The sequence below is a fragment of the Listeria fleischmannii subsp. fleischmannii LU2006-1 genome (genome assembly GCF_000344175.1).
In the GTDB taxonomy this organism is placed as follows: domain Bacteria; phylum Bacillota; class Bacilli; order Lactobacillales; family Listeriaceae; genus Listeria; species Listeria fleischmannii.
On the sequence record NZ_ALWW01000020.1, the window covers coordinates 1 to 20454 of the forward strand.

Annotated in this window: 19 protein-coding genes, 1 rRNA gene and 3 pseudogenes; 14 read left to right on the forward strand and 9 right to left on the reverse strand. The window is 38.7% G+C overall.

Translation table 11 applies throughout. The features are described 5' to 3' along the window. From LFLEISCH_RS07315 to yugI, 5 genes and pseudogenes are all read right to left on the reverse strand, one after another. A 16S ribosomal RNA gene (locus LFLEISCH_RS07315) occupies positions 1 to 485 on the reverse strand; the annotation flags it as partial. A gap of 337 nt (positions 486 to 822) precedes the next feature. Continuing rightward, positions 823 to 1580, reverse strand: a pseudogene (locus LFLEISCH_RS07320) (DeoR/GlpR family DNA-binding transcription regulator). Between the two features lie 56 nt (positions 1581 to 1636). Continuing rightward, a complete protein-coding gene (locus LFLEISCH_RS07325) occupies positions 1637 to 2989 on the reverse strand; it encodes a glucose-6-phosphate isomerase (protein ID WP_007474984.1) in 1353 nt (450 codons plus the stop codon). Between the two features lie 74 nt (positions 2990 to 3063). Further along, a complete protein-coding gene (locus LFLEISCH_RS07330; protein WP_007474986.1) occupies positions 3064 to 3486 on the reverse strand; it encodes an NUDIX hydrolase in 423 nt (140 codons plus the stop codon). Positions 3487 to 3669: 183 nt separating this feature from the next. Beyond that, the gene (gene yugI / locus LFLEISCH_RS07335; RefSeq protein WP_007474988.1) at positions 3670 to 4020 is read right to left on the reverse strand and encodes a S1 domain-containing post-transcriptional regulator GSP13; all 351 of its coding nucleotides are present in this window, start codon (positions 4018 to 4020) and stop codon (positions 3670 to 3672) included. Between the two features lie 175 nt (positions 4021 to 4195). Between yugI and LFLEISCH_RS07340 the strand changes: the two genes are divergently transcribed. The 3 genes from LFLEISCH_RS07340 (at position 4196) to LFLEISCH_RS07350 (ending at position 7289) form a co-directional block, all read left to right on the forward strand. Next, complete coding sequence (locus LFLEISCH_RS07340; protein WP_007474989.1) at positions 4196 to 5365, forward strand: MalY/PatB family protein; 1170 nt, start codon at positions 4196 to 4198, stop codon at positions 5363 to 5365. 146 nt (positions 5366 to 5511) lie between these two features. Next, the gene (locus tag LFLEISCH_RS07345; RefSeq protein WP_007474991.1) at positions 5512 to 6609 is read left to right on the forward strand and encodes an ABC transporter permease; all 1098 of its coding nucleotides are present in this window, start codon (positions 5512 to 5514) and stop codon (positions 6607 to 6609) included. Continuing rightward, positions 6609 to 7289, forward strand: a complete 681-nt coding sequence (locus LFLEISCH_RS07350) for an ABC transporter ATP-binding protein (RefSeq protein ID WP_007474993.1) — start codon at positions 6609 to 6611, stop codon at positions 7287 to 7289. The genes LFLEISCH_RS07345 and LFLEISCH_RS07350 overlap by 1 nt, the downstream gene beginning before the upstream one ends. Before the next feature lie 189 nt (positions 7290 to 7478). Here the strand turns inward: LFLEISCH_RS07350 and LFLEISCH_RS07355 are convergent, their stop codons facing one another. Continuing rightward, positions 7479 to 7790: a PTS sugar transporter subunit IIB gene (locus tag LFLEISCH_RS07355; RefSeq protein ID WP_007474995.1), complete on the reverse strand. Its 312-nt coding sequence runs from the start codon at positions 7788 to 7790 to the stop codon at positions 7479 to 7481. 228 nt (positions 7791 to 8018) lie between these two features. Between LFLEISCH_RS07355 and LFLEISCH_RS07360 the strand changes: the two genes are divergently transcribed. Then, a complete protein-coding gene (locus tag LFLEISCH_RS07360; RefSeq protein WP_007474997.1) occupies positions 8019 to 9380 on the forward strand; it encodes an aspartate kinase in 1362 nt (453 codons plus the stop codon). Between the two features lie 73 nt (positions 9381 to 9453). On the opposite strand, the gene LFLEISCH_RS07365 is transcribed toward LFLEISCH_RS07360, so the two are convergent. Beyond that, positions 9454 to 10041, reverse strand: a complete 588-nt coding sequence (locus LFLEISCH_RS07365) for a peptidylprolyl isomerase (RefSeq protein WP_007474999.1) — start codon at positions 10039 to 10041, stop codon at positions 9454 to 9456. 239 nt (positions 10042 to 10280) lie between these two features. Here LFLEISCH_RS07365 and LFLEISCH_RS07370 point away from each other — a divergent pair, with 239 nt between their 5' ends. From LFLEISCH_RS07370 to mnhG, 8 genes and pseudogenes are all read left to right on the forward strand, one after another. Further along, positions 10281 to 11489, forward strand: coding sequence for a lmo2377 family MFS transporter (locus LFLEISCH_RS07370; RefSeq protein WP_007475001.1), 1209 nt, complete (start codon positions 10281 to 10283; stop codon positions 11487 to 11489). 168 nt (positions 11490 to 11657) lie between these two features. Further along, a pseudogene (locus tag LFLEISCH_RS07375) lies at positions 11658 to 14071 on the forward strand (Na+/H+ antiporter subunit A). Continuing rightward, positions 14058 to 14480: a Na(+)/H(+) antiporter subunit B gene (locus LFLEISCH_RS07380; RefSeq protein ID WP_007475018.1), complete on the forward strand. Its 423-nt coding sequence runs from the start codon at positions 14058 to 14060 to the stop codon at positions 14478 to 14480. The pseudogene LFLEISCH_RS07375 and the gene LFLEISCH_RS07380 overlap by 14 nt, the downstream one beginning before the upstream one ends. Next, a complete protein-coding gene (locus LFLEISCH_RS07385; protein WP_007475021.1) occupies positions 14481 to 14828 on the forward strand; it encodes a Na(+)/H(+) antiporter subunit C in 348 nt (115 codons plus the stop codon). Continuing rightward, positions 14821 to 16305, forward strand: a complete 1485-nt coding sequence (locus LFLEISCH_RS07390; RefSeq protein ID WP_112153719.1) for a Na+/H+ antiporter subunit D — start codon at positions 14821 to 14823, stop codon at positions 16303 to 16305. Before LFLEISCH_RS07385 ends, LFLEISCH_RS07390 begins: the two co-directional genes overlap by 8 nt. A gap of 51 nt (positions 16306 to 16356) precedes the next feature. Further along, a pseudogene (locus LFLEISCH_RS07395) lies at positions 16357 to 16790 on the forward strand (Na+/H+ antiporter subunit E). After that, on the forward strand, positions 16787 to 17074 hold the full coding sequence (locus LFLEISCH_RS07400) for a Na(+)/H(+) antiporter subunit F1 (protein WP_007475025.1): 288 nt from the start codon (positions 16787 to 16789) through the stop codon (positions 17072 to 17074). Before LFLEISCH_RS07395 ends, LFLEISCH_RS07400 begins: the two are co-directional and overlap by 4 nt. Next, entirely contained in the window at positions 17058 to 17639 is a 582-nt protein-coding gene (gene mnhG, locus LFLEISCH_RS07405; RefSeq protein ID WP_007475027.1) for a monovalent cation/H(+) antiporter subunit G, read from the forward strand. Before LFLEISCH_RS07400 ends, mnhG begins: the two co-directional genes overlap by 17 nt. A 36-nt stretch (positions 17640 to 17675) precedes the next feature. Here the strand turns inward: mnhG and menI are convergent, their stop codons facing one another. Then, a complete protein-coding gene (gene menI, locus LFLEISCH_RS07410; RefSeq protein ID WP_007475029.1) occupies positions 17676 to 18050 on the reverse strand; it encodes a 1,4-dihydroxy-2-naphthoyl-CoA hydrolase MenI in 375 nt (124 codons plus the stop codon). A 117-nt stretch (positions 18051 to 18167) separates the two neighbouring features. Between menI and LFLEISCH_RS07415 the strand changes: the two genes are divergently transcribed. Continuing rightward, entirely contained in the window at positions 18168 to 18650 is a 483-nt protein-coding gene (locus LFLEISCH_RS07415) for a divergent PAP2 family protein (protein WP_007475031.1), read from the forward strand. An 87-nt stretch (positions 18651 to 18737) separates the two neighbouring features. Beyond that, positions 18738 to 19169 (forward strand): hypothetical protein, encoded by a 432-nt coding sequence (locus LFLEISCH_RS07420; RefSeq protein ID WP_223196413.1) that lies wholly within the window; start codon positions 18738 to 18740, stop codon positions 19167 to 19169. A 43-nt stretch (positions 19170 to 19212) separates the two neighbouring features. Here the strand turns inward: LFLEISCH_RS07420 and LFLEISCH_RS07425 are convergent, their stop codons facing one another. Continuing rightward, on the reverse strand, positions 19213 to 20424 hold the full coding sequence (locus tag LFLEISCH_RS07425) for an NAD(P)/FAD-dependent oxidoreductase (protein ID WP_007475033.1): 1212 nt from the start codon (positions 20422 to 20424) through the stop codon (positions 19213 to 19215). Between the last annotated feature and the right edge of the window lie 30 nt (positions 20425 to 20454).

The window sequence follows — 20454 nt, forward strand, 5'->3', positions numbered from 1 at the left end:
GACAAGCAGTGACTCTTATCCTTGTTCTTCTCTAACAACAGTGCTTTACGATCCGAAAACCTTCTTCACACACGCGGCGTTGCTCCGTCAGACTTTCGTCCATTGCGGAAGATTCCCTACTGCTGCCTCCCGTAGGAGTCTGGGCCGTGTCTCAGTCCCAGTGTGGCCGATCACCCTCTCAGGTCGGCTATGCATCGTCGCCTTGGTAGGCCTTTACCCCACCAACTAGCTAATGCACCGCGGGCCCATCTATCAGTGACAGCCGAAACCGTCTTTCAAAAGAAGTTCATGCGAACTTCTCTATTATGCGGTATTAGCACCTGTTTCCAAGTGTTATCCCCCGCTGATAGGCAGGTTGCCCACGTGTTACTCACCCGTCCGCCACTCACCGACAGAGAAGCAAGCTTCTCTTTGGTTCGTTCGACTTGCATGTATTAGGCACGCCGCCAGCGTTCGTCCTGAGCCAGGATCAAACTCTCTTTAAAATGTAAATCGAATTTGAATACTTATTCAACACCGTGAATAAGTTTCCTTAGCGTCACAAATTGACTTTGCTAGCTTCTTACTAGTTTTTTTGGAAACATCTTTTTGTTTCCTGTCCTATGAATTGATTGGTGAAACATCTGTTTCATCGCTTTTTCATCTTCGTTCTGTTCAGTTTTCAAAGGTCATTCTTTCTTTCGTCTCATGCGCGTTTAACGCATCAGCAACGTTTATAAATATACCAACTTTTTATGCATTCGTCAATAGTTTTTCTTATTTTTTTTAAATTACTTGAAAAACAATTGAGATTTTGATGTCTGGACGTTCTGTTACGCCCATTTATGTGATGTATATTTGAACTCCTTTTTCTTCAAATTGTAGCTTTAAAACGGGATCAATTTCGCTTCCTGTAATAATATAGGAGAGATCATCGAGTTCTGCATATTTGTATAGCGAGAGTCGGCCGAATTTTGTATGGTCGGTTACGAGGATGACTTCGTCTGCCGAATGAATCATTTGTTGTTTCGCGGGGACAAGATATTCGTCATAATGCATTAACCCTTTGTCGCTATCTAAAGCCGGAGTTGTTACGAATGCTTTGTGGACATGTAAATTGCGAAGGGTACCGCTTGTTATCATTCCATTTAAAATGTAGGTTTCAGGGTAGACAACGCCACCTGTTACAATGATTTTTGATTTTGAAAACGGAGAATAGATGCGGCGTTAATGTCATTTGTGATAATTGTTAAATCTGAACGTGCCTTTAAGGCTTCAGCGATATGTCCGGTTGTTGTGCCGGCATCTAGAAGGATGGTGTCACCTTCTTCGACCATTTCCGCTGCATAAGTCGCAATTTTTTTCTTTTCTTCATAGCGGACTTCGCTTCTTTTTTTCCAATCGGGCTCTGAAACTACTTTTTCTTCTATCATAACGCCACCGTGAGTTCGCTTTAGCTTTTTGTCTTTTTCAAGTGCGGTTAAATCGCGACGGATGGTCGCCTCATGCACTTCAAAATGCCTGGCTAGTTCACTAACGGTAGCAATTTTGCGTGATCTTACATATTGAACAATTGCGCGTTTCCGTTCAATTGATAGCATTGTTTCTCCTTTCAAAAAAAAGAGCCCTTGCAAAACGCAAGGACTCCTTAAACATTTTAGTCGTTTAAGCGTTTTTCTAATTCTGCTTTTTTCTCTTCGTATCCAGGTTTCCCTAGTAAAGCAAACATATTCGCTTTATAAGCTTCAACACCTGGTTGGTCAAATGGGTTTACACCGTTTAGGTAACCGCTAATACCTACCGCTTTTTCAAAGAAGTAAACAAGATATCCGAATGTATATGGATCAAGTTCCGGTACTTCTACAACAAAGTTAGGTACTTCGCCGTCTGTATGCGCAAGAAGTGTACCTTCAAAGGCCTTCGTATTAACAAAGTCAACTGTTTCACCTGCTAAATAGTTCAAGCCATCTAAATCTACTTCTTCTTTATTAATGGTTAAATTATGACGTGGCGTTTTCACCTTCACTACCGTTTCAAAAAGGTTGCGACGACCGTCTTGGATATATTGACCAAGTGAATGCAAGTCAGTGGAGAAGCTTGCGCTCGACGGATAAATTCCTTTTTGATCTTTTCCTTCACTTTCGCCAAACAATTGTTTCCACCACTCATTAAAATATTGCAAGCCTGGTTCATAACTAATTAAAAGTTCTGTTACCTTCCCTTTTCTATAGAGAACATTACGTGCTGCTGCATATTGATAAGCTAGATTTTCTTTTAAAGAAGGTTTTGCAAAATCTTTACTTGCCGCTTCAGCACCTTCCATCATTTTTTGAATATCAACGCCACTTACTGCAATTGGAAGAAGTCCCACTGCTGTTAGTACGGAGAAACGTCCACCCACATCATCCGGAACCACGAAAGTTTCGTATCCTTCATTATCAGATAGCGTTTTAAGCGCACCCTTTGCTTTATCTGTTGTTGCGTAAATACGAGATTTAGCTTCTTCTTTTCCGTATTTTTTCTCTAAAAGTTCTTTGAAAACTCGGAATGCAATGGCAGGTTCTGTTGTTGTACCTGATTTAGAAATAACATTCACAGAGAAATCACGATCGCCTACTACTTCAATTAAATCGTGTAAATAGGTAGAACTAATGCTGTTTCCTGCAAAAAATACTTGCGGCGTTTTGCGGTCCGCTTTATCTAATACATTATAGAAAGAATGGTTTAATGTTTCGATAGCAGCACGTGCGCCTAAATACGAGCCACCAATTCCGATAACGATTAAAACCTCTGAATCATTCTTAATTTTTTCTGCTGATTTCAAAATGCGTGCGAATTCTTCTTTATCATAATTGCTCGGCAAATCTACCCAACCAAGATAGTCACTTCCTGCGCCTGTACCATTATGCAACAAGTCATGCGCTGCTTTAACTGCAGGTTCCATGTACTCTAATTCACGTTCTTCAAAAAAACGCAGTGCTTTGGAATAATCAAAATTAATGTGTGTCATTATTTCCCCTCCAAAATTATAAATATTTCTGTTCTAACTTTACTGCAAAAAGTGAACTTTAGCAAGGAATGTCGCTAACTAACAGGAAACTCATTGAGGTGGTCATAAAGCACACCTTTATCAAAAATCAGTTTATTTAACGGCGTTTTTTCAAGAGCAAGAAGCCCGTCAGCCGTAGGAATAGATAGCCACTTTACACGAAAAACACTTTCGTCATTAATAGGACGATTAAAATCACCAATTGCGGTTGCTTTGAACACAATTGTGCAAACATGCTCCCATTCTGTGCGACGCTCCCGGCAAAAAAGTAAACTATCAATTGAAATTTCAACGTTTGTCTGTTGTTTGACTTTTTGAATTAAAGCTTCTTCCATTGTTTGATCTTTTTCAACTGTGCCCCCAGGAAATCCCCAAGAAAGATCACGTCTGCGAACTGCTAAAATTTCATCTTTTTTCTCATTATAGATAAACCCTTCAACTTGAATCGTCCTTTTCATGGTATCCTCCCTTTTATTACAAATTATTTCATTGAATCAAATAGTCAAAAAATTAATTTACTGTATTCCACAAATTCACACTGACCATTAGTCAATTGATGCAATACTGCATAAAACGCGAATTATCTGACTTTTTAATCCAAAATTTCGGAAGCCTCTTAAAAAAGAAGTTTCCAAACCTTATTATTTATCTGCTTTTTCAACCCACTCTTGTAATTTATCTCGCAGTGTGTTGAAGCCTTCATCAGCGCCTTTAGTATCTTTTTTCACTGGCGATTTTCTTTCTGGCTTCACTTCTTCTGTCGCACGAATTGAAAGGCTAATTTTATTATTCTCTTCATCTAAATCGAGAATTTTCACTTTTACTTCTTGACCGATTTCTAAAAAATCATGAATATCTTTTACAAAACCATGTGTGACTTCTGAAATGTGCACAAGCCCTTGGGTACTATCATCCAGCGCAACAAATGCACCGTATCCTTGAATGCCCGTTACTTTTCCAGTTATCACATCTCCTACTTGAAATGTACTCATCCTAAAACACCTGCTTTCAAAATTACCGATAATGCACAATTATACCACTTGCTATACGTAACTACAATTATTCATTACTCAATCTTTTAAAGCGAAAGCTGATGCACCGTTAGCAAATTGTGATACAATGACATTGTAAAATGAATACACGCTATACATAAAAGGAGGAACTACAATGAGTCAATTTGATGAAGTCATTCCACGTCTTGGAACAAATTCCGAGAAGTGGGACGGAGCAGAAACTTTATTTGGGAAGAAAGACATTATCCCTATGTGGGTTGCGGATATGGACTTTAGGGCACCTGAGGCCGTTTTAAACGCTTTTGAAAAGCGTATTCAACACGGGATTTTTGGTTACACAAAAAGTGAAGCAAGTATGACAAAAGCCGTTATCGAATGGAATAAAACGCGACATGACTTTCTTATAGATCCAGCTGCTATCCTTTTTAACTCAGCTGTTGTCCCTTCTATCTCGCTTGCTGTTCGGGCGCTCACAAAACCATCGGACAAAGTTTTAATGCACTCGCCTATTTACCCGCCGTTTTTTAAAGTAACAGGGAATGAGACGAAACGCGAAGTCGTTTTATCGCCATTAAAATTTACGGGTACGCGGTTAGAGATGGATTTTGCGGATATGGAACAAAAACTCGCAACAAATGATATTAAGTTATTTTTACTTTGTAATCCTCAAAATCCAGGCGGAATTTCTTGGAAAAAAGAAGAACTTACGAAGTTGGTCGATCTTTGCGAACGTTATAATGTGCCTATTGTTTCGGATGAAATTCATGCTGATTTGGTGGCCAAACATCTTGTTCACACACCGCTCGTGAAAGCGGCACCGCATTATAAAAATCAAATTATTACGCTTATGGCACCGACTAAAACGTTCAATTTGGCGGCTCTAAAAGTATCCTACTTAATTATTGATAATCCTGAATATCGTGCTAAATTTAATGAGTTACAACAATATGTTCATTCACCAGGTATTAATGAATTTGGCCAAATTGCGCTAGAGGTGGCCTACAATGAAGGTAGTGCGTGGTTAGATGAACTTCGGGATTATATTTATGGGAATTTTGAATACGTGAAGGAAGAGCTAAGAAAGAATTGCCCTGAAATTGGCGTAACCGAACTAGAGGCTACCTACTTAATGTGGTTAGATGCTAGGAAACTTAAGAAGAATGAAGCGACATTGTATCAAGATATTATTGATGCCGGTTGTGGGGTTCAAATGGGTTCCGGCTTTGGCGCTGTGGCGGATAAATTCATTCGGCTCAACATTGCTTGTCCACGCGAAACTCTTCAAAAAGGAGTTCAAGCTCTTATTGCTGGGATTCAAAAATAATAATGAAAAACCAGGCTTTGTCGAGGTCTGGTTTTTGTTTTGGCAAATATCCGTTATCATTGTTATACTAAAATTGTAGTAGATTTATTAGGAGGAACGAAAATAACCGTTTTTTCTATATTTTTATAAAAGGAGTTGAAGATTTTATGTTTTTAGGGCTACGTGAAATGCTCTATTCAAAATTACGATACATACTCGTGACAGGCATCATGGTTTTAATTATGTTGCTCTCACTCATTTTATCAGGTCTAGCAAATGGCCTCGCTTATGACAATGCTTCTGCTGTTTCGGATAATGGGGTGCCGTATTACGCCATCGCAAAAGACGCGCAGGGAAAAGTGTCACGCTCACTTTTTGATGAAAATGAGCTGGATAGCGTGAAAGAAGATAAAACAGTGAAAGATGCAGCTGTTCTTGGACAGTCAATGCAAACACTAAAGCGCGAAAGTGATGAGAAAAAGTTTAGCATCGCCTTCTTCGCGATTCAACCCGGTACATTCCTTGACCCAAAAATTTCTTCTGGGAAAGGGCTCGAAGTCACAAAACCCGATGAAATCGTAGTAGATTCTTCTTTGAAAAAAGAGGGGATTAAGCTTGGGGACGTTTTAATGGACGACATGCTCAATAAGGAGCTGACAATCGTTGGATTTACAGAAAACAAAAAGTACAGTCATGCGCCGGTCGTTTATATAAACATGCCAACTTGGCAGTCCATTAATCCGGTTTTATATCACCAAAAAATCCCACAAGTAAGTGCTATTGCGATTCAACCTAAAAATGAAACGGTAAGTTTATCGAACAAGAACCTCTCCGTTTTAACCCAAGCCGAATTTCTAGACCAGATTCCCGGATATTCTGCGGAGCAAATGACGCTTAATATGATGATTTATTTCTTAATTGTCATTGGCGGCTTCATTTTAACAGCTTTCTTCTACGTGATGACGCTACAAAAAACAACCCAATTTGGTATTTTAAAAGCACTCGGCACAAAATCCAGTTATATTGCGGCGAGCGTTATTACTCAGGTTATTACCATTTCTATTATTAGTATACTCATTAGTGTTGGCGTGACACTTTTACTACCTAATGTTTTACCTGAGGCGATGCCATTCCGGATTTCGAACTTTACTATCGGCTTATATAGCGTGATTTTCTTTGTTGTAGCACTCGTTGGTTCATTGCTTTCGATGTGGAAAATCAATAAAGTTGACGCACTTGATGCCATTCGCGGAGGTGACGAATAATGCAACCTATTTTAAAATTTGAAGGGGTTACAAAAAACTATAAATCTGGCCCTACAACGATTCACGCTCTACGCGAAACGGATTTTGAAGCTAAAAGCGGCGAACTAATTGCAATCGTTGGCCCTAGTGGATCTGGTAAAAGTACATTTTTATCACTTGCAGGTGCCCTTTTATCGCCAACGGACGGCAAAATTATTTTAAACGGTCAAGAAATTGGCCAATTAACGAAAAAAGAGCAGACACAAATTCGCCTGACTGAAATTGGTTTTATTTTCCAAGCCGCACATCTAGTCCCTTATCTTCGTGTGGTTGACCAAGTTCGCTTTATTGGTAACCAAGCTAAACAAAATAAAGATGAGGTCACAAAAAAGAGTGTCGACTTACTTAACCATCTTGGACTCGAATCAAGGACAACCTTTTATCCAAAAGATTTATCTGGGGGGGAAAAGCAACGAGTTGCGATTGCCCGCTCCTTAATTAATTCACCGTCTATCATCTTAGCGGATGAACCAACGGCAAGCTTAGATACCGAGCGAAGCCGCGAGGTTGTGGAGCTACTTAGAAAAGAAGTCGAAGGTACGGAACGCGCGGCGATTATGGTGACACATGATGAGCGAATGCTTGATTTATGTGATCATGTTTACCGAATGGAAGACGGGCGTTTGACGAAGGATAGATAATAAAAAAGGCAGAAATCCAGTAAAGTCCATTTTTAAGATGGTACTCACACCGGCTTTCTGCTTTTTATTTTTCGAGAATAAGTATCATTCGTGTGTTTTTTAGAAAAACGACAAAAAAAGTATAAACCTAACCATCCTAAAAATGTATGGACTAGATTTATACTCTTTTATTATTTTAAAGTAGTTATTTTATTTATTTTCTTCCAATAATTTTAGTGCTTGCGCGTATACTGTTTCGCCGTCCATTTTCCCGTATGCTAGCATATCAATAACATCAACTGGAATTCGACCTGCTACTGCATCTTTCACAGTTTTTTCTTGGTAACGAACTTGTGGACCAAGCAGAACAACATCAGCATCCTTTACAACATCGTTAACTTCAGCGATTGAATAAGCAGCGATTTTAGCATCGTCACCTTTTGCTTCTGCTGCTTTTTCCATTTTTGTAACCAGTAAACTAGTGGACATTCCTGCCGCACAGATTAAAACGATATTTTTCATTCGAATTCTTCCTTTCTATATTAAACGGCTATAGTTGTAACACCCTCATTATACAATAAGAAAAGGATTTTAAACAAGTAAACGTTATTAATGTGACAGCTTTTTAACAAAAATGCTGAAATTTTTAAAATAAACTAAAAATAGATTGCACTTTTGAAGTAAAAGAGTGATAATAGACAGAAAATACCTAAATCTTAACCAAGATAACATAAGACAGGAGTTGTATACATGAAAGTCGTTAAATTTGGAGGAAGTTCTCTTGCTTCCGGAATTCAACTGATGAAAGTATTAGATGTTGTAAAAAATGATGATATGCGCAAAATCATTGTGGTTTCTGCGCCTGGAAAGCGATTTTCAGATGATACGAAGGTAACTGACCTTTTGATTGACTGTGCGGCAAAGGCTTTGCTTTTAGAAGATACGACCGAAATTTTTAATAAAATCATCTCGCGTTATCGTGATATTGTACTGGATACGGGTATGGATGACTCTGTTATTTCGGAAATCAGCGGGAATTTAACGGCCATTTTAAAATCAGATAAATCAAATCCTGATCAATTTATGGATAAAATGAAAGCTAGCGGCGAGGACAATAATGCGAAACTAGTTGCCGCGTTTTTTAACCACCAGGGCATAACTGCAACCTATGTTAACCCTAAAGATGCGGGACTTTTTGTAACTGAGGATCACGCAGGGGCACGTGTTTTACCGGAGTCCTATGATAATCTTTTCGCTTTGCGCGACTACTCAGGGCTTGTCATTTTTCCAGGGTTTTTCGGCTATACAAAGTCAGGCGAAATTTCTACCTTTTCCCGTAGTGGCTCGGATATAACAGGGGCAATTGTCGCAAACGGCGTGCAAGCTGAACTTTACGAAAACTTCACAGACGTGGATGCGGTTTTTGTTGTAAACCCTGCTATTGTAAAAAAACCCCAACAAGTAGCTGAACTGACGTACCGAGAAATGCGTGAACTTTCTTATGCTGGCTTCTCTGTTTTTCATGATGAGGCGCTCATTCCAGCCTTCCGTGCGGGTATCCCCGTTCATATTAAAAATACAAACAATCCTGAAAGCACTGGAACACGTGTCATTCGAGAGCGTGATACGTCAAACGGACCCGTCGTTGGTATCGCAAGTGATGATGGTTTTTGTAGTATTTATATTAGTAAGTATTTAATGAACCGCGAAATTGGTTTTGGTCGACAAGTGCTTGAAATTTTAGAGCGAGCTGGCTTAAACTACGAGCATATGCCATCTGGAATTGATGATTTAACAATTATTTTACGAGAAAACCAACTTGATGCTACACTCGAAGCGAAATTAATCCACGAACTCACCCATAAATTAAATGCTGATTTCGTCTCCATTGAACGTAGCCTTTCTCTTATTATGATTGTAGGCGAAGCGATGCGACAAAATATTGGAACAACCTTCCGCGCTAGTCGTGCCTTGTCTAGTGCAAATGTCAATATTGAGATGATTAATCAAGGATCTTCTGAAGTGAGTATTATGTTTGGTGTAAAAAAAGATGATGAACATAAAGCAGTGCAAGCCCTCTACCATGAATTTTTCCAAGAAATAGAGGTATAATAAAAAGCGAGGACATAAAAATGTCACTCGCTTTCTGTTTGTAGAAAAACGCAAAGTTTACGCCAAAATAAGGCTATTCTACAATATTAATTTTTTCAATGACAACATCATGAACAGGTTTATCTTGTGCTCCTGTTTGTACGCCGGCAATATTATCCACGACATCCATTCCTTCGATGACATGTCCAAAAACTGTATGGCGTCCGTCTAACCAAGGTGTGCCGCCTTCTTTATATGCTTCGATGATTTCAGTCGGAAAACCAGCTTCTTCCATTTGTCCTACCATCTCGACTGGCATATCTGGTTTTTGCACGATGAAAAATTGACTTCCATTTGTATGAGGACCTGCATTAGCCATAGATAACGCACCGCGCAAATTAAAAGCATGTTGTGAAAATTCATCTTCAAACGGTTCTCCCCAAATACTTTCGCCGCCTGTTCCCATTCCTTCAGGGTCTCCGCCTTGAATCATAAATTCAGGGATAACGCGGTGGAAAATTAGGCCATCATAATAACCATTTTTTGCATGTGTAACGAAATTTTCAACTGTTTTTGGCGCCACTTCTGGGAAAAGTTTGATTTTAATTGTGCCGCGATTTGTCACCATTTCAGCCAAAATTTCATTTTCAGCGATTTCTTTTGATAATTGAGGGTATGTCATATACGTGTAAGCTCCTTTATAATTATTTAACTTCCAAACCAGATTACTAAAAGATTTACGAAAACCGCAACCATGTATAACACTAAAATTGTTGCAAGTATCCATATAATAATTTTTTTAACCATGAGGCGCTCCTTTTGTTAGAAGAGCGACTCTTGCCGCTCTGATTTATTCAGTTCTTCTTTATTCTAATAAAAAACAGCGCGTTTTGAAACTAAAACGAACGGAGATGACAAAATATGTCAGTAAAAAAACGCAATTTATACATCTGTATGCTGGCGAATTTACTTATGTCCGCTAGTACAACTATGATTATGCCTTTTTTATCACTTTATATCGAAACTTTTGGTGACCATGATCCAGCCTATGTACAAAAATGGGCCGGCTATATTTTCGGCGTTACCTTTCTTGTCGCCTTTATTTTTTCACCAATTTGGGGACGAATTGGCGACCGCTTTGGCTATAAAAAAATTCTCATCTTCACCTCGTTTGGTATGTCCATTAGTATTTTTCTAATGGGATTTGCTCATTCTGTTACAAATTTACTTATTTTACGGATTTTTATGGGGATTGTAACTGGCTTTATTGGGATTTCAAACGCTTTTATTGCACGGCAAACGGATAAGAATGAAGCAGGTAAAATTCTTGGTACACTGCAACTAGGCGGGGTAACAGGGATGCTATTTGGACCTTTACTTGGCGGAGCGATGGCTGATTTATTCGGCTTTAAAAACACTTTTACGGTAACGGGTATCGCTATTTTAATCGCCTCTTTCCTTGTTGCATTCGGTCTTAAAGAAGTGCGAAGTGATGGCCAAAAAGAGGGTCGTCCTATCTATTCACGGAGAGCCGTATTGAAGAAAATTTTTACCCTAAGAGTTCTTTTTACGGTTATGATTATTACAGCCTTAATTCAAATTGCGAACTTTAGCGTACAACCCCTTCTAGCCCTCTATGTGGGGGAAATGACGCATTCTTCAAATATCGCCTTTATGTCAGGCCTCGCATTCTCGGCAACCGGTTTTGGAAATCTTGTAATGACGCGCAGTTGGGGGCGACTTGGCGATAAATATGGCTATGAAAAAATCTTAAATATTTTACTCATTTTAGCGGCACTTACCGTAATCCCACAAGCGTTTATTAGCCATCTATGGACGTTTATTATTTTCCGTTTTCTATTTGGTATCGCAATTGGTGGGATGGTTCCGTGCATTACAGCGTATATACGTCTTGCAGCGCCTGGCCCTATGCAAGGTGAAATGCTTGGTTACAACCAAAGCGCTCGTTTTTTAGGAAATGTGATTGGACCTATTTTAGGAGGGACACTAGCTGGTTATGTCGGGATTAGTAATGTCTTTTTATTTATGAGTGGTATGTTTTTAGTTGCCTTCTTTATTTTATTATACGCCTTACACGCAGACCGAAAGCGTCACCTGAATGTAGACTAATTGTCATGGTAGGGAACTTGTTTTTAGACAAGTTCTCTACTTTTTTTCCTGTAAAAAAGTATGTTATAATAAACTGTATTTATTTTTTTAGCAAAATAAATGTAAGTACTTGCTTAAAAAATTTTTGACATTCTTGTCATTTTATCATAGAAAAAAGGAGGAGCCGTTTTGTCTTTATTGCATCTTGCAATTATTCTGCCATTTGTTGTGGCGATTATTATTCCTATCATTTACAAATGGACTAAGAAAATTCATACTGGCTGGTTAGTTCTACCGGTTCCAATTATTCTTTTCATTTATTTTTTAAGTTTTATCCCAAAAACAATGAATGGTTCTACCGTAGAAACTTTCCAGTGGATTCCAAGGTATGGGATTAATTTTACAGTTGTCGTTGATGGCCTTAGCTTGCTATTTGCGCTTTTAATAACCGGGATTGGTTCGCTAGTTGTATTTTATTCCATTTATTATTTAGGTAAAAATAAGGAGCGCTTAAACAATTTTTATGCCTTTTTAATGATTTTCATGACCGCTATGCTTGGAGTTGTGCTTAGCGATAACTTAATTGTTCTCTATCTATTCTGGGAACTCACTTCTATAAGTTCATTTCTACTAATCGGTTATTGGTATCACCGCGAACGTTCGCGGTATGGTGCCAGAAAATCAATGATGATAACCGTTTTTGGTGGACTTATGATGCTCGGTGGTTTCATTATGCTTCACATTATGACAGATAGTTTTTCCATTCGCGAAATCCTTGCCGCAAGTGAAGCTATCTCACAAAATGCACTTTTTATCCCCGCTATGATTTTAATTTTACTCGGTGCTTTTACAAAATCCGCTCAAGTGCCTTTTCATATTTGGCTACCAGACGCTATGGAAGCACCCACCCCTGTTAGTGCTTATTTACACTCAGCAACGATGGTTAAAGCCGGCATTTATGTTGTAGCGCGCTTTACGCCTCTTTTTGCTCTATCACCTATTTGGTTCTGGACAATTGCTATCGTCGGGACCACTACACTTCTTTGGGGATCCATTAATGCAACTAAGAAGAATGACTTAAAAGCTATATTAGCTTATTCCACGATTAGCCAGCTCGGTTTAATTATGACTTTGCTCGGCATCGGTGCAGCAAGTTTACATTTTGACAATTTGAGTGATGATATTTATGTGTTAGCGATTGTAGCCGCTGTTTTCCATTTGTTTAATCACGCTACTTTTAAAGGAAGTCTCTTTATGATGGTTGGGATTATCGACCACGAAACGGGAACACGTGATATTAGACGCCTCGGAGGCTTATGCGCATCATGCCCATTACCGCAACCATTGCCTTTATTGGTACATTTGCGATGGCCGGATTGCCTCCTTTTAACGGTTTTTTGAGTAAAGAGATGTTTTTAGAGAGTCTTCTAAATTTAACGAAGCTTAACCTTTGGAATGCAGATACTTGGGGGATACTCTTACTTATCGTTGGCTTTATTGCTAGTGTTTTTACGTTCACGTACAGTATGATTATTTTCTTTAAAACTTTTACTGGGAAACAAAAAGCGTATTTATTACCTAAAAAGCCTCACGAGGCACCGTTTGGCTTGCTACTTTCTCCAGCCATTTTAGCTTTTCTCGTGCTTTTCATTGGTATTTTCCCGAATGTGATAGCGGCTCCGATTTTAGAGCCTGCTGTTAAATCGATTGTTCCTTCACTTGCGACAAACGCGGACTTCCATATTCACATTGGTCTATGGCATGGCATTACGCCTGCGCTTCTCATGACTGTTGGTATTGTTATTCTTGGTACAATCCTTTATAAAACACATCGTTTCTGGAAACCGTTTATTACAACGCGCGTGCCTAAGAAACTTCGAATTGGTAAAAGTTATGACAAAGGGATGTCTTATCTTGAACAAGGATCTTATCGTTTTACTATGACAGTGATGACTGGTTGGCTAAGAACCTATTTAAATTATATGCTCTTTGCCTTTATTGTTCTTGTGTTAGGTTCCCTTATTCTAACAGATTCCTTAAATTTAAAATTTGAAAATCTAACGTCTGTAACGCTAGTAGATTTTGTGTTAGCAGCTGTTATTCTTGTCACGCTGATTGGGATTGTTTTTTCAAAATCTCGTATCACATCTATCATTTTACTTGGCGCAATGGGATATACCATTAGTATTTTCTTCGTGATAGCACGAGCGCCAGACCTTGCACTAACTCAGCTTATTATTGAAACCATTTCCGTAGTCCTTTACTTGCTTGTTTTCTATCACTTACCACAGTTTAGTAATATAGAAGAAAAACCACGTTTCTTTTCTGTTAAAACATTTTTAAGTATCGGTATCGGTATTACGATTACACTAGTCGCTTTATCCGCCTATGATACTACTTTTTATGATTCTATTTCGCAGTATTATATAGATAATACGTATAAAGAAGCAGCTGGAAAAAATATCGTCAATGTGATTCTTGTTGATTTCCGTGGCTTTGATACATTATTTGAAACAACAGTTTTAGCGATTGCTTCTATTGGTATTTTTACAATGATTAAATTACGACTTACGAAACGGAGGGACAAGAATGAAAACCAATGACGTTTTGCTACGAAACGTAACAAAAGTAGTAGCTTTTATTATCTTTTTATTCTCTCTGCACCTCTTTTTTGCGGGACATTATAATCCCGGTGGTGGTTTCGTAGCTGGACTTACAAGCGCCGGGGCCATTACGTTAACGCTCCTCGCTTATGATATTAAAACTGTTAAAAGCATGTTAAATATGAATACCATTATTATAACCGCAGTCGGGCTTATCTTTGTTGTAGGAACAGGTTTACTAGGTGTATTCAGTGGCAAACCATTTCTTACACATTTATACGGACATGTTGATTTACCTGTTTTAGGAGATACTTCTCTGCACACGGCAACCCTATTTGATTTAGGTGTGTATTTAGTTGTAGTTGGCGTCACGCTTACGATTATTCAAACAATCGGGGAGAGTGATTAAATGGAATTACTAATATCCATCCTCATCGGATTAATGTTTGCCGCCGCTGTGTATTTAATTTTATCCAAAAGTTTACTTCGGATTATTATCGGAACGGCCATTTTGAGCCACGGCGTTAATTTACTCGTCTTGACTATGGGGGGAATTAAACGGGGGAACGTTCCCATTTTAGGTTTAAAGGTTACCGCCTCCTATAATGATCCCATTCCCCAAGCGCTCATTTTAACCGCTATCGTTATTAGCTTTGGTGTTACTGCTTTTTTCCTAGTTTTAGCTTACAGAGCCTATCAAGAATTAGACAGCGAGAGCGTATCCAAAACGAGAGGACATGAAGCCGATGATGAATAATATTATTTTACTACCCATATTTATCCCCTTAATCGGAGCCATCATCCTCATGCTCGCTCCAAAGAAGGTCACTCTACAACGAACGATTGCCCTCATCATGAGTTTCATACTCGTTGCATCTGATTTATTTTTACTCTTTTATGTAAAAAACCACGGTATCACGACGCTTAACATTGGAAACTGGCGTGCACCGTTTGGTATTACAATTGTAGCCGATATGTTGGCCGCTTTACTTGTTGTGACAACTAGTTTTGTCCTAACATGTGTCATCATTTATTCCTTTTATACAATCGGCAAGGCCCGTGAAAAGTTCCTTTACTACCCTTCCGTTTTATTCCTCATTGTGGGGGTAAATGGTTCCTTTTTAACTGGTGATATCTTTAATCTATTCGTCTTTTTCGAAGTTATGTTAATGGCGTCCTACGTTTTACTTGTTATTGGAGGCACGAAAATACAACTAAAAGCCACCATCAAATACTTGCTTATCAATGTAGTAGGCTCAGCCTTTTTCGTTGTCGCGATAGGAATTTTATATTCCATGATTGGCACACTTAATATGGCCGATATTTCACGCAAAATAAATGCCCTGCACGGCGTTGATACTGGGATGATAAGCGTTGCCGCTGTCATGTTCCTTTTCGTTTTCGGGCTAAAAGCTGGACTCTTTCCGCTTTATTTTTGGCTACCAGGCTCCTATTTCGCGCCACCAATGCCTGTCCTCGCATTATTTGGCGCTCTTTTAACCAAAGTAGGGGTTTATGCCATCATTCGAACGTACAGCCTATTTTTCGCAAAAGAAACCACTTTTGCCATGCCACTTCTTGGCGTTTTAGCGCTCATTACGATTATTCTAGGCGTTATTGGAGTTATTAGTTATTATGATTTAAAAACGATTGTTATTTACAATATTTTAATCGCAATCGGTGTTATTTTGTTTAGCGTTTCTATTATGACACGCGAGGCTATGACGGGTGCGGTTTACTATCTTATTCATGATATGATTATTAAATCCGCTTTATTCCTCATTATTGGGGTTATCATGGCCATTACCGGTACATCCACGGTGAAGAAGTTTAGTGGTTTGATGACGGTGAAACCTACGCTAGGCTGGTCATTCTTTATTGCAATTCTGGCCATTGCGGGAATTCCGCCTTTAAGTGGATTTTTTGGTAAATTACTGATGGTAGAAGGTGCCTTTAGTACTGGTGAAATGTTTGGTGGTATTGTTATTCTTCTATCTAGCTTATTCGTCTTAATGTCTTTAATCAAAGTCTTTACGAGGGGCTTTTGGGGTGAGAAGACTGGGAAATTTAATTTAGCCATTCCTTATAAAAAAATGATGTTACCTGTCATTATTTTACTCACATGCTCCGTTTTATATGGTATTTTTTCAAATGCGATTTATCCGTTTATCTCTGACGCTGTTGACCCAATTATCGATCCAAATCTTTATATTAATGCTGTGATAAAGGAGTGATGACCCATGGCATTTCAGTTAATTATTAATGTAATTCTTGCTTGTCTCTGGATGTTCCTTGAGTCATCCTTTACATTCGGTACCTTTATTATTGGCTTTGTGATTGGCATTGTGTTGCTCTTTTTCATGCGACGCTTCTTAGGCTCTACGTTCTACTTGTTTAGACTTTTTGCACTAATAAAGCTACTTTACAACTTTTTACATGACTTAGTTGTTTCCACCGTTCATGTTAGCCGAATTGTGTTAAAAAAAGATATGAACATTCGCCCAGGGATTTTAGATACGATACTTTGTTAGAAACTGATTGGGAAGTGACCATGCTTGCGCTTATGATTACCTTAACGCCTGGTACCCTCTCGATTGATATTTCTGATGATTATAAATCAATTTACGTCCATTCCTTGCACGTTCCAAATATCGAAGAAGAAATTGCAACCATTCGAAAATCATATGAAGGTGCCATTATGGAGGTGTTTCACGGATGATATTAAAAATCGCTTTATCCATTGCACTCCTTCTTTATTCTGTATCCACATTTTTATACCTTTATCGTATTTTAAAGGGACCGACAACATCAGATAAAGTAGTTGCACTTGATTCTATTGGGATGAATTTAGTAGCGACCGTTGCATTATTATCTATGTTTTACGATACAAACGCATATTTAGATGTTATATTGCTTATTGCACTACTTGCCTTCATCGGTACAGTTTCCTTCTCTAAATTTATTGAGAAAGGTAAGGTGATTGATCGTGAACGTGATAATTGAAATTATTATTTCTATTATGGTTCTTATCGGAGGCCTTCTTAGTATTTTAGCCGCCATTGGTGTCATTCGCCTTCCAGATGTTTATACGCGAACACATGCAGCGGGTATTAGTAATACATTCGGCGTTAGTATTCTCCTTTTTGCCACAGTAGGGTACTTCTTCCATTCGGGTGAAGGCTTTAACGCTCGAGTTATTCTAGCTGTATTTTTCATCTATCTTACAACTCCAGTGGCCTCGCATCTTATTAACCGTGCCGCTTATGATACAGGTGTCCCTCTAGCGATACGGATTCGCGACCAACTACGCTCTGTGAAAAAGCAAGATATTAAACAACGTAAGAGTCTGATTATCCGCCAAGAGCAAATTGAACGCGCGAGACAAGAAAAAGAAGAGTTAGAAGATCGTCTGGATTATGAACTTCGAGAAGAGCAGATTGAAGCTTACGAGCGCGATGAAAATATCGAACGCGAACGCGATGAACAAATGATTGAAGAAGAAGCCGATGATTCGGAAAATCAAATTATCGAACAAGATGATGATTCCTCTAATGAGGATGAAAAATAAAAAAACAGCTCTTAGCCTGATGTGGCGGAGCTGTTTTTATTTGGCACGCTTCTTTTTAACTGCCATCGTTACACGGCAAATCGCTATTAAATCGCTATTTTCAGATTCAATCTTAACTTGCCAAACTTGCGTCGTCTGTCCGGCATGTAAAATTTCTGCGATGGCATAAATCGTGCCTTCACGAATGCTTTTTATATGATTGGCATTTATCTCCAAACCAAAAGCAATTTCATCTTCGGCTACAAGTTGGATAGCGCCAATGCTTGCTGCCTGTTCTGCAAGGGCGACTGAAACGCCTCCGTGCAGGAAGCCAAACGGCTGTCTTACTTTATCCGTAATCGGCAATTTTAATTTTACGCTACCTTTTTCAGCGAAAACCTGTTCAATTCCGATATTTTCCCCAAAATTCATCCTGTCACCTTCCCTCTTCTTTTATTATAAAGCTTTTCTCGGAATTGGCAAAAAATGGGTTTCTCTTGCGCTAATTGTGGTAAAATAAAAGAAAGATGAAAGACTGGGGAGATTGTGATGACCATTTTTGAAAACGTACCTCTTGTGGCATCGATTGTTGCCATTTTATTTGCTCAATTTGTGAAAGTCCCGATTCGATTAATGGTGTCTAGAAAAATAGAATGGGGCTTAATGTTTTCTACTGGTGGTATGCCAAGCTCCCATTCAGCCGCTGTTACAGCACTCATGACGACACTCGCTATTGAACATGGCATAGAATCACCTTATTTTGCCATTGCTGTTGTTTTTGGAATCATTGTGATGTTTGATGCAACAGGCGTTAGACGTCAAGCTGGGGAGCAGGCAGCTGTTTTAAACAAGCTCGTGACAGATTTTCAAGAGTTTGTTGAACATGCCAAAGGGTTAACGGCTTCTGAGCAGGCAGAAAAACAAAAACATTTAAAAGAGCTTCTTGGACATAAACCGATGGAAGTTTTTTTCGGGGCGGTAACAGGAATTATCATTGGTTTTTTGATGGCTTTTTTAATGGGAAGTTTGTAAAGTTTCACTAATCTGTCACAGTATTTTTATTTCTATCGTGCTAAAATAAAGGTAGATTTACACGAAGGAAGTGATATTTTGAATACCGTGGTGGATTTTTTAGATCGAAGAACTGAAGACTTTGTCAATTACTGGATAAGTACGTACTATGTTTACTCAGAGGAATATGCTTTAAGGCGACATGTCGAAGGTTTCCTAGATGCTCAACACCGCGAAACCACATTCCTTTTTCGAAAAGCACTTCAATATTTTGGAAAAAATGAGGGGGTCCCTCATCTTGAAGAAATTGGTCAAGACCGACATGATATGCAAACGCCATTTGATGATGCATATACAAATCTATCAACCTTTTTCACAGCTTTAATGGAATTTTTAATGATTCATCATGAAAATCGAACATTGAATTGCTCGCAAGCAAAACTTTTTAAGGCGCTTTTAGAAATTCGGAAAATGGAGGCCGCTTCAGGCTTATCCCTCATCACCGGATATTATTCGCAAACTGAAGAAATCAACATATAAAAAACAGATTGAAAACCAACGTTTTCAATCTGTTTTTTCGTTTTTATTTATAAAACTTAAATTTACCTTTATTCATCATAATACCAGGGCCACCAATTTGAAGTAAAGCACGATCATCAATTACTTTTTTCATAACAGAGGCCGGATAGCCCTTCAAGTTTTTACCAAATACGACACCAATTGCATCATTATCACCAATCGAACAAACTGTTCCTTTTTCGTGATATTCAAAGTCAACTAGATCCGTATCGCCAACTGCAAGCTTCGCCAAGTTAATAGCCGCAATATCCGCTTGTTGCATTGCGATTTGTGCTGTTGGTGGATAAGGACGATCATTTGCTGGATTAATAATAAGTGAACAATCCCCTACAATTAAAATTTCCTCATTGCCAGGAACAGTCAAGTTATTATTTACTTTCACACGACCTCTTCCTTGTTCAAAACCAGAAGCTTCAATGACACTATTGCCGCGAACACCGGCAGCCCAGATAATTGTAGCTGCTTTTATTTCTTTCACTTCTGTTTCGCTTGCCGCATATTTCACTCCTTCGGCCGTAGCTTCTTTAACTGGTTTCCCAACTAAAAACTCTACCCCGCGGTCTTCCAGTACACCAACACCGTAATCCACAAGTTTAGCATCAAATTGCGGTAAAACTTTCGGTGCGGCTTCAAGACACACAATGCGAACTTTTTCTTTAGGGACATCATACATTTTAACTAGCTCAGGAATGCGATTAGTTAGTTCACCTAAGAACTCGATACCCGTAAATCCAGCCCCACCAACAATAATTGTTAAGAGCTCATCTTTTTGCTCTGTCTTCCATTTCGCAAATTGCGCTTCAATATGAGCACGAATTTTCTTCACAGACTCGACACTTGTAATCGTAAGAGCATATTCTTTTAATCCAGAAATACCGAATGTTTCGGCTTCTGATCCTAAAGCAATCAATAGATAATCATATGAAACATCACCATTATTCGCTAAAGATACTGTTTTTTCATCTTTATTAATTTTTACAACCGTATCTTGAATAAACGTGGTTTTGCTTGGTTGAATGACTTTGTCTAGCGGATAAATTAACTGCTCAGGTTCAATTGTCCCTGCCGCTGCTTCGTGCAACCAAGTTGTTTCATGATGATAGTCATTCTTATTCACAAGTACAAGTTCAGCACCTGTATTTGCATGTTGCAATTTCTTTAAGGTTTTTAAACCTCCGTAACCCGCTCCTAGAATGACAATTTTTGGTTTATTCATCTGTAATCACATCTACTTTCCCTTTATATT

Bases quoted from the DNA above. Each gene is read 5' to 3' on its own strand.
- LFLEISCH_RS07400 (WP_007475025.1), top strand. From the start codon at position 16,787: ATGATATTAAAAATCGCTTTATCCATTGCACTCCTTCTTTATTCTGTA.
- LFLEISCH_RS07390 (WP_112153719.1), top strand. From the start codon at position 14,821: ATGAATAATATTATTTTACTACCCATATTTATCCCCTTAATCGGAGCC.
- LFLEISCH_RS07415 (WP_007475031.1), top strand. From the start codon at position 18,168: ATGACCATTTTTGAAAACGTACCTCTTGTGGCATCGATTGTTGCCATT.
- LFLEISCH_RS07380 (WP_007475018.1), top strand. From the start codon at position 14,058: ATGAAAACCAATGACGTTTTGCTACGAAACGTAACAAAAGTAGTAGCT.
- LFLEISCH_RS07425 (WP_007475033.1), bottom strand. From the start codon at position 20,424: ATGAATAAACCAAAAATTGTCATTCTAGGAGCGGGTTACGGAGGTTTA.
- LFLEISCH_RS07370 (WP_007475001.1), top strand. From the start codon at position 10,281: ATGTCAGTAAAAAAACGCAATTTATACATCTGTATGCTGGCGAATTTA.
- menI (WP_007475029.1), bottom strand. From the start codon at position 18,050: ATGAATTTTGGGGAAAATATCGGAATTGAACAGGTTTTCGCTGAAAAA.
- yugI (WP_007474988.1), bottom strand. From the start codon at position 4,020: ATGAGTACATTTCAAGTAGGAGATGTGATAACTGGAAAAGTAACGGGC.
- LFLEISCH_RS07350 (WP_007474993.1), top strand. From the start codon at position 6,609: ATGCAACCTATTTTAAAATTTGAAGGGGTTACAAAAAACTATAAATCT.
- LFLEISCH_RS07360 (WP_007474997.1), top strand. From the start codon at position 8,019: ATGAAAGTCGTTAAATTTGGAGGAAGTTCTCTTGCTTCCGGAATTCAA.
- LFLEISCH_RS07355 (WP_007474995.1), bottom strand. From the start codon at position 7,790: ATGAAAAATATCGTTTTAATCTGTGCGGCAGGAATGTCCACTAGTTTA.
- LFLEISCH_RS07325 (WP_007474984.1), bottom strand. From the start codon at position 2,989: ATGACACACATTAATTTTGATTATTCCAAAGCACTGCGTTTTTTTGAA.
- LFLEISCH_RS07385 (WP_007475021.1), top strand. From the start codon at position 14,481: ATGGAATTACTAATATCCATCCTCATCGGATTAATGTTTGCCGCCGCT.
- LFLEISCH_RS07330 (WP_007474986.1), bottom strand. From the start codon at position 3,486: ATGAAAAGGACGATTCAAGTTGAAGGGTTTATCTATAATGAGAAAAAA.
- LFLEISCH_RS07345 (WP_007474991.1), top strand. From the start codon at position 5,512: ATGTTTTTAGGGCTACGTGAAATGCTCTATTCAAAATTACGATACATA.
- LFLEISCH_RS07340 (WP_007474989.1), top strand. From the start codon at position 4,196: ATGAGTCAATTTGATGAAGTCATTCCACGTCTTGGAACAAATTCCGAG.
- LFLEISCH_RS07365 (WP_007474999.1), bottom strand. From the start codon at position 10,041: ATGACATACCCTCAATTATCAAAAGAAATCGCTGAAAATGAAATTTTG.